Below are 9,978 nucleotides of genomic sequence, written 5' to 3'. Positions count from 1 at the left end.
TTGCGTTTAGATATGTAAATAACATAGAGAGACTAAGATAACACATAGAAATTGATAATGCCAAAATCATGTATTAACTTACTTGAGCCTCTGTATGACCATTACGAATAGACCATGCTAATTCTAATAATTGAGTCCACCGTTTCTGTAATTGTTTGGGTGTACATTTTACTTGTTTAGCAATTGATTGGTCATTTTGTTGAGCAGTTTTCAATTGTAATATTTGTCGTTGTTGTTCAGATAGACAATTTAAGAAGCTTTCCCATTGCTGAGAAGAAAGACCTAATTTTTGTTCTAAACCTGCACCCAACCACTGATGTACTAACTGCCATTTGTGTTGTCTGGCAAATTTTTCCACATGATATTTAAAACGTTGTTGTAAATAGTCTCTTTGGCGACTTGTTAAACCAAGAATTTGATCTATTTCTGGTGCGGAGAGATCCTGAAGTTTTAAGACTAAGTAATCTACACAATCCTTTTGACCTTGAGCTTCCAGGTATTTGATTAATTCTGAGACAATAGAATTACGTTCAGCTTCTTCTGCTGGATCAAAATTTGATTTGGCAATCATCTGCGATCGCACTTGTTGAACAGCTGAACTACGCATGTAAGATTCTGCCTCTTCAGTTCTCGCAGATTCCACAGCCATTTCAATATCAACAGTGGTTTCCTGGGGTTGGCGACGGTTAAACCCTTGGGCGCGGAGAATGATTAATTGCTGATTGCTACCACCAGGTAAATTGATCCGGCGCTTGGCATACTGCTCAGTGAATGCCATGTATTCTGCTAATTGTAGCTGGGTACGAGGTGTATAGTCTTCATTAAACTCATTTTCCCGACGAAATGCTTTAATCGCTTCAATATAAAATGCTTGTAAAAAATCTTCAATCAAGTTGTAGCGAGCATCAAAACCTAGATGTAAAGAAGGATCGGAAATATGACGGTAAACCATAGATCCCAAACAGCTATGTAGTTCTACACGTCCTCTTCTAGAGCCTAATTGGTAATAGCGCAAACATTTTTGTAACCGATGGCGAGCCAAACTTAACTGCCAAGATTTAATTTCTCCAGAGGTTTGAATGCGGGAACTCTTATCACAAATACGAGTTACTTCTTTAGTAATCCTTTGTGCTAAGGCTTGTATTCCAGCAGGTGAGGTTTTGACTTGTGCTTGTATTTCTTGACACAATACTTGCAGTAAGAAGTCAGAGCTTGATGCTGATATTTCTTCGGTAGCAACTTGAGGTTTAACGGTAGTATTGGTGGTGGGTAGATCGACAAGATTGATTTTCATAATTCTTTTTCGGAATTGGCATGTGCACCTTAACGACAAAGCTGAAACAGCACCTAATGCTGAGGCATCTCGTCGCTCCTTATCTTGGAGTTGCCATAAGCACTGCTCACATTTATGAATGTAGAAGATATCAACAAGTTCCTGTGACAGTGTTGTGTCGGTTTTTTTACGCGCAACTAGATTGAGGGCGGTACAATTGGATTTGTGGGCTGAGCAAATTTATCATAATCCTTATATAGAAAGGTTTTGTGGCTATTTTGAGGATTGATGATTTTTCGCTTCATAAATATGACAATTTTAAAACTGGAGTATTTTTACCATCAGGTATTGAATACAAGTAAATGAGCTCATTTGTACAACATATTTTTTAAACCCACACTGCTGCTTCCTCCCAACCTAAACCTTTACGAATTATCATTGGTTGTTCGATAGTTAAGTCCACAATGGTAGAAACTTGATAGGTAGGTTCATTACCAGTGTCCACAATTACATCAACTAATTTGTGCAAACGGTCAAATAGCTCGAACTGAGTAATTGGAGGCTCTGGTGTCATTTCTAATATTTCATCTGCTGTATTATCACTAGGGAGATGGGCAGAAGTAGAAATAATTGGATTTCCCAAGGCTGTTAATAACTCCAAACAAATAGTGCTATTGGGGACTCTGATTCCAGTTGTTTTCCGTTTGGGATTTTGTACTAGTCGCGGTACCAATTTTGTCGCAGGTAGTAAAAATGTGTAAGGTCCAGGAATCAGACGCTTCATAATTTTATAGGCGGTATCACTAACAAAAGCGTAAGTTGACACATTAGAAAGCGATGGGCACAAAAAGGTCAGTGGTTTATCATTTGCTAATTGCTTGATTTTACGAACTTTTTCCACTGCTGACTTTGCATTTAAATCACAACCGATGGCGTAAACTGTATCGGTAGGGTAAAGCATGACTGCCCCACGTTGCAGGGCTAACTTTATTTCCTCTATACGCTGGATTTGAGGATTATCAGGATGGACTTGAATAATATTTGCCATGAAAGAGTAAAAATGAACTAGGAAATATTGAAGAAGAGATACTGGAGATGTTTTTGCAACTGATTAATTTGTGAATGGACTAATGAATATCTATGAGTAGAGTAGCTTATCTTCAGTGCCCAACGGGGATTTCCGGTGATATGTGCCTGGGAGCAGTCATCAGTTTGGGTGTACCTGTGGAATATTTAGTGGACAAGTTAAATGGTTTGGGGATTGCACAAGAGTATAAATTATGGGCTGAATTAGTTCTGCGTCATGGACAGCAAGCTACTCAGGCTCATGTAGATTTACTCGATGCACACCACCATCACCATGAGGAACATAATCACATTCATGGGCGACATTTACCAGAAATCGAAAAGATGATTCTCCAAGCAGAATTACCAGCTAGGGTAGAGGCTTGGAGTTTAGAAATTTTTCGGCAATTAGCGATCGCAGAAGGGGCGGTACATGGTATCGCGCCATCAAAGGTGCATTTCCATGAAGTTGGTGCTGTGGATGCCATTGTGGATATTGTGGGTACTTGTTTGGGTTTAGATTGGTTGGGAATTGCTAGTAATCAGCAAGGATTACCTTTACTGTATTGTTCTCCTTTACCTACTGGGGGAGGGGTGGTGAAGGCGGCTCATGGACAGATGACTGTACCCGTACCAGCTGTATTAAAGTTGTGGGAAATGCGTGGTTGTCCGGTATATAGTAATGGGATTGCCAAAGAGTTGGTAACCCCCACTGGAGCTGCAATTGCTACTACCCTGGTAACGGATTTTGGGGAGCCACCACCCATGAAAATTAGCAAAATCGGATTGGGTACGGGTTGTTTAAATTTACCGATTCCTAATATCCTCCGTTTATGGCTGGGGGAAAGCTCAGATAATTCCCAGGTAGGTTCCATTGGCAATTTAGAAACTATTTCGGTACTGGAAACCCAACTGGATGACTTAAGTCCCCAAGCTATTGGCTATGTATTAGAAGCATTACTGGCGACGGGAGCCTTGGATGTATTTACTCAATCCATTGGGATGAAGAAATCTCGCCCAGGAATTTTACTGACTGTTATTTGTTATCCGGAAGATATATCTAAATGTGAAACAATTCTATTCCAGGAAACTACAACTTTAGGTATTCGTCGTTCTAATCAGCAACGTGGTATTCTGTCACGGGAAATGCAGGTCGTGGAAACTGAATATGGCTCCATCGGAGTTAAGGTAGCATGGCGTTTAGAACGACAAGAAAAGGTAATAATGAATGTCCAGCCAGAATATGAAGATTGTGCGGACTTAGCTCGCAAATACAGTCTTCCTTGGCAGGAAATGCAGAGGCTGGCATTACAAAGTTGGTATTCGCAACATAATTAATTTAAAACCACTCATAAATGATGAAAAAAACTTTACGCTGGTTGATTTTAGGGGGAACGCTATTTTTTTTAGCCAAAGCCTTGAAGGATAACTGGCAAGAAGTGGCAACAATCCATATTGATGGGGTTGGATGGTCAATTTTAGTAATTGCCATCGGTGTTACTTTATCAGCACATATTTGGGCAGGTTGGGTATGGACTTGGGTGTTAAAGGAGTTGTATCAATCTATATATCCAGCCCAATTTATGCAGGTATATCTGCAAACTAACATTGCTAAGTATTTACCAGGCAATGTTTGGCATTATTATGGTCGCATTGTTGGTGCCCATAGTGCTGGTGTTTCTCATGGTGCAGCAGCCCTAAGTGTATTATTAGAACCCTTACTAATGGCTGCTGCTGCCTTAATTGTTGTTATCCTAGGTAGCCAATCCCTAGTATCTCATAACACCATAATTTTAGTTGCACAGGTATTTAGTTTATGTGTGGTGCTGGGAGTGATGCATCCCCGAATTTTAAATCGAATCTTATCTGTATTACAAAAATTAAAATTCAAGAAATCCCAGAATCAGTCAGCATCTACTTCTCCTGTATATCTAAAACGCTATCCATTTATGCCCTTACTAGGAGAATTGGGATTTTTGGGTTTACGCAATGTTGGTTTCCTGTTAACTTTATTCGCTTTAGAACCTGTAAGTTGGCATCAAATTCCATTATTAGTGACAGCTTTTAGTTTTTCTTGGCTCTTAGGTTTAGTGGTTCCCGGTGCTCCCGGTGGCTTAGGTGTGTTTGAAGCAACTGCGATCGCTATGCTGCAACATCGGTTTCCCATAGCAGTTATAATTGGTGTGGTTGGTATGTATCGTTTGGTTAGCACCCTAGCGGAAGTTATTGCTGCAACCCTGGCTTGGATAGATGAACGCCGAACGGTTTACTAAGGATAGCAGCCATGTCAATTTGATCAAAAACCAGACTGGATACAAGCCTCCGGATTTATCCGTGGAGAGTCAAAAATTTTTGTTGAGTTTCAAGACCCTCGATTTATCGATGGGGTAATTGATAACTGAAATAACCTAGGGTTAATCTCGAATTTTATAATTACAAAATTTAAGGCTGAATATTTACTTTAACTGAGAAAAAACATGGTATGCATCGGGATTAAACTGTGGATTCACCGTATCTGGAGAATATTTACCTGATTTAGCGGGGATAAGATTATATTCAACGTTATCTGAATAAATCGCAAAAGTAATATTGAGAATCTCCAAGAAATTAATAAAGAAATTACATTCTTTCTCCGGATAATTTTCGTAAAAACGAATCAGATCCGCAATTCTCATTTCCAAATGATTGCGAGAATTTCTACTAATTAAAATTATTTTTAGTAGTACAATCACTAATGTTAATGGGTGACCTTGAGAGAGTAATAAGACAAATAAGGCAGAAGGTTCTTCTCTATTTTCGGTTGTCAAAAAATCAATGAGTCTATTGCAACTTCTTAAAACTAAATCACTAGTAACCTGTTGGTCATTATATTCATCCTTCCAAGTCAAAAATTTGGCTAGTAATTTTTTTTGTAAGGTTTCTATAAATTTAGGTTGTTCAATCGAAAATATTAAATATCTTGCTAGGCTATATTTAAATTCTTCAAACGGAATATTCTGAGTTTGATTAATAAATATATTAGCTATATTCTCATAACTAAATACTCCCTTTTTGATGACGATTGCTTTGATTAAACGTAAAACTTTGTCCCCTAAAGAAGAGGGATTTTTATAGCGTTGATTGGTTTTGTTATTAGACTGGGAACGAGCAGTATACATTGCTAAGTCAAACTTAAATTTATCTTTAAGTTTTTTGGCAATTTTTCTCGCAGCTTCTTGTTGTTCTTTCGGATTGTCTGTATCTAAGGATTGAGCATAAAACAGAAAAGAATTATACCTATTTACCCAAGAAGTATTAGATAAGGTAGTATGTCTATCCGCAAACAGCTTTAATTCTTGATAATCTTTGCTGTTGATAAAGTGTTCTACCCAGCTTCTGTAAGTTTTCAATTTTCGTGGGTAATCATAACTTTTCTTCGGCTTATAATTATCAAATATAGCGATTAAATCTTGAATATATTGATATTGCCGATTAATTTCCCAATTGTTAATTAATATGTAACAGGAGCGTTTGAGAGTATAATGAAAATCATCTTCCTCTTTATTTTCAAAATATTCATATATCCCCGGTGATGATTCTAAAATGATTGCAGAATCTAAACAGTCAATAAATAAACGTTTGAATTCCAGTAAAATATCTTCAGGTTGCCATTTTTGCAGGAGATTCATCAATAAGTTGTAGATTTTTTCTTGAATCTCATGTAAATTAAACGACTCAACAGAGGAATTTATAAAATGTTTATTGTATTGATTATTTGTCAGACTATTAGTAGTCATTATATTTATTTCGACCAAAGAGCATTATATTTGATTAGATTTATATATGATCATTCGCTTAACCCTGATTGTATCAGGCTATCAATATCTTTTGATAATATCTAGTGTATTTTCACAGAAATTTGATAGATTCATATAATCTTAGTCAAATTAACGGTTATTTCTTAAAGTTTTAATGAACTACTAGCTCAGTAATTTTCAGGAAGCCAGGATATAATCTCAATTCTCCAAAATAAAACTATACATGGATAGCAGAAAGGCAGGGAGCAGGGAGCAAGGGGAGAATTATCTGTAAGGATTTAGAGAAATGGTATTAAGGATAATATATAGCACTACGCAATTAGGGTGCGGATATTGTTGAAAGCCCAAACCTATGAGCAGTAAACTTATTACTTATTACTTGCGCGTAGCGCTATATCTGTCTGCCTCAAATATATAAAATCCTGCTAGGCTAACACTTTGGAGATGCTAGCCAATTAACAGGATTCAGAGAATTTTAGATCTGGGAAAACAGACAATTTTTTGTCGGTTGGGAATTATTCTGGGCTATTTACTTCTGCGTAATTAGCGATCGCACTAATATAAATCAGATGGCTTAATAATAATCCGAACCAACTAACAGTTACCCAAGGTAGCCATTGCCAGCCAGTATGGAGGAAGTTATACAAAAACCATAAACCAGAATTGGTGGCACCAAAGGCAGCTACATGGACAGCAAAGTTCATCCGGTCATCTAGTTTACGATAATCTGGGTCATTACGATCAGGTTTGCGAGGCCAACGAGGAGGCATAAATACTTACTTATTACAATAGTTTACAAAATGGGTATATTTATCATTCTACGATATCTAAATACGGTCAGAAAGAGGCAGGGGGCATGGGAGCAGGGAGCAGGGGAGAAAAGAGAGCTTCCACAAATAAATTTGAGGGCTTGTATCCTTTTATTTTTCGGTCACAGAAGTTAGTAATCTCAACATCCGTAATCACCAGATTTACCACCAGTCTTACTAACTAAGTGTATGGACTCGATTTGGATGGATTTTTCCAGGGCTTTCGCCATATCGTACAAAGTTAAAGCTGCTACGGAAACAGCTGTCAAGGCTTCCATCTCTACCCCTGTTTCGGCTTTGGTTTTAACTGTAGCCTGAATCTGATATCCAGGTAATTGCTCATCAGGGAAAATTTGCACTTCTACTTTTTGTATGGGTAAAGGATGACATAAAGGAATTAAATTTGCTGTCTGTTTTGCTGCCATAATTCCTGCTAACCTTGCGGTTCCTAAAACATCTCCCTTGGGGATATTACCGGATTGAATTGTAGTAAATGTTGTCAATAACATTCGCACTTGACCAACTGCCACCGCTTGGCGAATTGTGGGCGTTTTTGCGGACACATCTACCATCTGTGCTTGTCCCTGAGCATCTAAGTGGCTTAAATTGCCAGAATCTTCTTGCTTCATTGAGAGAGGTTGTGCTACTATTAATTTCTTGTAAGGACGTGTAGCTCAGTGGACTAGAGCACGTGGCTACGGACCACGGTGTCGGGGGTTCGAATCCCTCCTCGTCCGTTTTTTATGTTTATTGAGAAGGAATTATAGGTTTTTGGTATGACCAATAATCCCTTTATGCTTTGATAGTACAAGTCCCGGATTTATTCCACGGATAAATCCAAAATCCAAAATCCAAAATTGAATGACTTATGACTTTTCTAAAGCATAGAAATCTTTACCTCTACCAGTGGCAAAACGGAAAGAATTTTCAATTCCTTTGCTAGAAAAAGTTAAGAAAATTATAATCGCCGATGCTGTTAAAAATGTAGCCAAGCCAAAAGTATTACGGTAGCCAAATTCTTCGGCTATGTAACCAATTAAAGGCCCAGCGATCGCAATTCCCAAATCTAAGCCCATAATACATACAGCGAATATCTGTCCCCTTTCATAGGGTTGGGATCGATCGCTCATTAGGGTGGAAATGATAGGGATAACTACACCAGAACCAGCCCCTTCGAGAATAGCTCCCAACAAGAATGTATTCTTATCAGTAGCTTGCCACAGGAATGAAAATCCTAAGGTATAAACCGTCAGACTGATGGTGACAAACAAACCTCTACCAAACCTATCGCTTGCTCTACCGCTAAATAACCTGGCACTAAAACTAGCGATCGCAGCTACAGCATAAAATAACCCAGGATTTAAATCTACCCCTGTAGACTTAATAAACAAGGGTATAAATGTATGCAAAATACCAGAACCTATTCCCACTAGGAACATGATGAGAGAGGGAATTTTCACCCTAGGACTCACCAAAATCTGCCAAAATTTAATTTGTTTTTGATTTGCTGGCTGACTGTGGATGGGAGGACTAATAATGGGTAAGATACACAAAAATGTCAAAACTCCACACATTCCAGAGGCAATAAATAAGGCTTCATAACCTAATCCTGCTTGCAAATAACCCCCAAAAGCTGGGCCAATTGCTATTCCTAGGGGAGTTACCAGGCTCATATAGCCAATCACTTCACCACGAATATTAGTTGAGGTTAAATCCACCACCAAAGCTAAATAACCAGTGGCGAAAGCGGCAATACTGATACCGTGAAACACCCGTACAGCCATGAGCAGAGGGATTGATTTTACAACCAAATAGCCAAAAGGAGCGATCGCAACTACAAAAGAACCAATCAACAATACAATTTTGCGTCCCCGTCGATCTGATAATTTTCCCATCGATCCCCGAAACAGCAACATGCCAATGGCAAAACCGCCCATGACAATACCAATTTGTTGCTTACTAGCCCCGATTTCTGCAATATAGAGAGGCAGAGTCGGTAATAAAGAGCCTATACTGGACCAGAACAATAAACCTGCTGCAAACAATATCAGCAGGTTAAGGCGCAGTTGCTTATCCAATGTCTGAAACATTTTTATGGCAGATGCGAGATATGTGTATTTATTATTGGTGATTATTCATTAATGATTTGTCTACTAAGTAGGTGGGCATAAAAAATTCAATGTATGTCATTGCGAGTGCAACGGAGTGAAACGAAGCAATCACAAGGACTTTGTGCTTTTTACATTCTGTTATATAGCTTGGTTGATTTCCACCTACTTACTTAACCACTAACCACTCACCTTAAGAGCGAGAGAGAGCCAACCACCCTTAATTACTTGTTTTACATTACTTAACATTATGCGTCATTTTACAGAATTTGGTGCACATCCCACAAGTAGCAACCTGTATACATCCCTATAATTCCAAAAATCCCCACAATCCAAAAATCACCACAATCCCAATCAGTGCAACTCAGTGTAATCCTTAAAATCCGTGATCAAATAACCACCCATCCCCAACAATCACCTCCAACCTCTCCACCAATCGCGGGATAAAATATTCAGCATCATTCAACCCTTCCTGCACATACCAAGTACCAAAAGCTTCCTGTGTCTCAATCCCCTGAGCAACCGCCGCACCTGATAAAATCTTTATACTACGCTGTTGTAACTCCTCTAATTGCGGATGCTCCCTACCGCGAACCTGACACAAATACACCGCAGTCGCACCCAACAAAGCTTCTATCCCATCGCCTTTAGGTACTCGATTGTATATCGTTTCAAAAGTTTCCACGGCATTTATCAAAGGTATCTCCACCCGCAGACACAGCCACACAGCTTGAGCTAAATATATAATTCCCTGACTTTCATCTGCGATGCCTAAATTATACAAAACCTGGTATAAATCAATGTAAGCGCGGATTTCTGCAAAAGCTTGAGCAGCTTGCAGGTATAGTTCTAACTTCTTGGTTTTATTTCCCCTTTTCCCTTCCCAATAACCTATTTCGTGCAGATTAGCGGCTTTTACTTCCACA

8 protein-coding genes, 1 tRNA gene and 1 pseudogene are annotated in these 9,978 nt (G+C 38.7%); 3 read left to right on the top strand and 7 right to left on the bottom strand.

Annotated features, from left to right (window positions below; translation table 11 throughout):
- Nucleotides 1-73 precede the first annotated feature (73 nt).
- Together CALSC_RS19290 and CALSC_RS19285 are read right to left on the bottom strand one after the other, a co-directional pair.
- Nucleotides 74-1,294 carry a HetZ-related protein gene (locus CALSC_RS19290; protein ID WP_088242910.1) on the bottom strand — a complete coding sequence of 407 codons (1,221 nt, stop codon included), beginning with the start codon at nt 1,292-1,294 and terminating at the stop codon, nt 74-76.
- A gap of 367 nt (nt 1,295-1,661) precedes the next feature.
- Entirely contained in the window at nt 1,662-2,321 is a 660-nt protein-coding gene (locus CALSC_RS19285) for an L-threonylcarbamoyladenylate synthase (RefSeq protein ID WP_088242909.1), read from the bottom strand.
- 92 nt (nt 2,322-2,413) lie between these two features.
- On the opposite strand from CALSC_RS19285, the gene larC reads away from it, so the two are divergent.
- Together larC and CALSC_RS19275 are read left to right on the top strand one after the other, a co-directional pair.
- On the top strand, nt 2,414-3,676 hold the full coding sequence (gene larC, locus CALSC_RS19280; protein WP_088242908.1) for a nickel pincer cofactor biosynthesis protein LarC: 1,263 nt from the start codon (nt 2,414-2,416) through the stop codon (nt 3,674-3,676).
- Between the two features lie 17 nt (nt 3,677-3,693).
- Nucleotides 3,694-4,611, top strand: a complete 918-nt coding sequence (locus CALSC_RS19275; RefSeq protein ID WP_088242907.1) for a lysylphosphatidylglycerol synthase domain-containing protein — start codon at nt 3,694-3,696, stop codon at nt 4,609-4,611.
- Between the two features lie 183 nt (nt 4,612-4,794).
- On the opposite strand, the gene CALSC_RS19270 is transcribed toward CALSC_RS19275, so the two are convergent.
- The 3 genes from CALSC_RS19270 to moaC all read right to left on the bottom strand — a co-directional run bounded on the left by CALSC_RS19270 (nt 4,795) and on the right by moaC (nt 7,573).
- Nucleotides 4,795-6,114: a hypothetical protein gene (locus CALSC_RS19270; RefSeq protein WP_088242906.1), complete on the bottom strand. Its 1,320-nt coding sequence runs from the start codon at nt 6,112-6,114 to the stop codon at nt 4,795-4,797.
- 536 nt (nt 6,115-6,650) lie between these two features.
- Nucleotides 6,651-6,905, bottom strand: a complete 255-nt coding sequence (locus tag CALSC_RS19265) for a hypothetical protein (RefSeq protein WP_088242905.1) — start codon at nt 6,903-6,905, stop codon at nt 6,651-6,653.
- Between the two features lie 179 nt (nt 6,906-7,084).
- Nucleotides 7,085-7,573, bottom strand: coding sequence for a cyclic pyranopterin monophosphate synthase MoaC (gene moaC, locus CALSC_RS19260; RefSeq protein ID WP_088242904.1), 489 nt, complete (start codon nt 7,571-7,573; stop codon nt 7,085-7,087).
- A gap of 34 nt (nt 7,574-7,607) precedes the next feature.
- Between moaC and CALSC_RS19255 the strand changes: the two genes are divergently transcribed.
- Nucleotides 7,608-7,681: transfer RNA gene (locus tag CALSC_RS19255), tRNA-Arg, on the top strand.
- A 129-nt stretch (nt 7,682-7,810) separates the two neighbouring features.
- Here the strand turns inward: CALSC_RS19255 and CALSC_RS19250 are convergent.
- Both CALSC_RS19250 and CALSC_RS26620 read right to left on the bottom strand, forming a co-directional pair.
- Nucleotides 7,811-9,040: an MFS transporter gene (locus CALSC_RS19250; protein ID WP_235006859.1), complete on the bottom strand. Its 1,230-nt coding sequence runs from the start codon at nt 9,038-9,040 to the stop codon at nt 7,811-7,813.
- Between the two features lie 388 nt (nt 9,041-9,428).
- Nucleotides 9,429-9,978: pseudogene (locus CALSC_RS26620) on the bottom strand (tetratricopeptide repeat protein); the annotation flags it as partial.

The organism is Calothrix rhizosoleniae SC01 (genome assembly GCF_900185595.1).
Classification (GTDB): domain Bacteria; phylum Cyanobacteriota; class Cyanobacteriia; order Cyanobacteriales; family Nostocaceae; genus Calothrix_A; species Calothrix_A rhizosoleniae.
This window is presented reverse-complemented; position numbering and strand designations above follow the sequence as displayed.

What these genes read in the sequence shown, in the direction of transcription:
- CALSC_RS19290 (WP_088242910.1), bottom strand. Translation starts at nt 1,294, where the DNA reads ATGAAAATCAATCTTGTCGATCTACCCACCACCAATACTACCGTTAAA.
- CALSC_RS19285 (WP_088242909.1), bottom strand. Translation starts at nt 2,321, where the DNA reads ATGGCAAATATTATTCAAGTCCATCCTGATAATCCTCAAATCCAGCGT.
- larC (WP_088242908.1), top strand. Translation starts at nt 2,414, where the DNA reads ATGAGTAGAGTAGCTTATCTTCAGTGCCCAACGGGGATTTCCGGTGAT.
- CALSC_RS19275 (WP_088242907.1), top strand. Translation starts at nt 3,694, where the DNA reads ATGATGAAAAAAACTTTACGCTGGTTGATTTTAGGGGGAACGCTATTT.
- CALSC_RS19270 (WP_088242906.1), bottom strand. Translation starts at nt 6,114, where the DNA reads ATGACTACTAATAGTCTGACAAATAATCAATACAATAAACATTTTATA.
- CALSC_RS19265 (WP_088242905.1), bottom strand. Translation starts at nt 6,905, where the DNA reads ATGCCTCCTCGTTGGCCTCGCAAACCTGATCGTAATGACCCAGATTAT.
- moaC (WP_088242904.1), bottom strand. Translation starts at nt 7,573, where the DNA reads ATGAAGCAAGAAGATTCTGGCAATTTAAGCCACTTAGATGCTCAGGGA.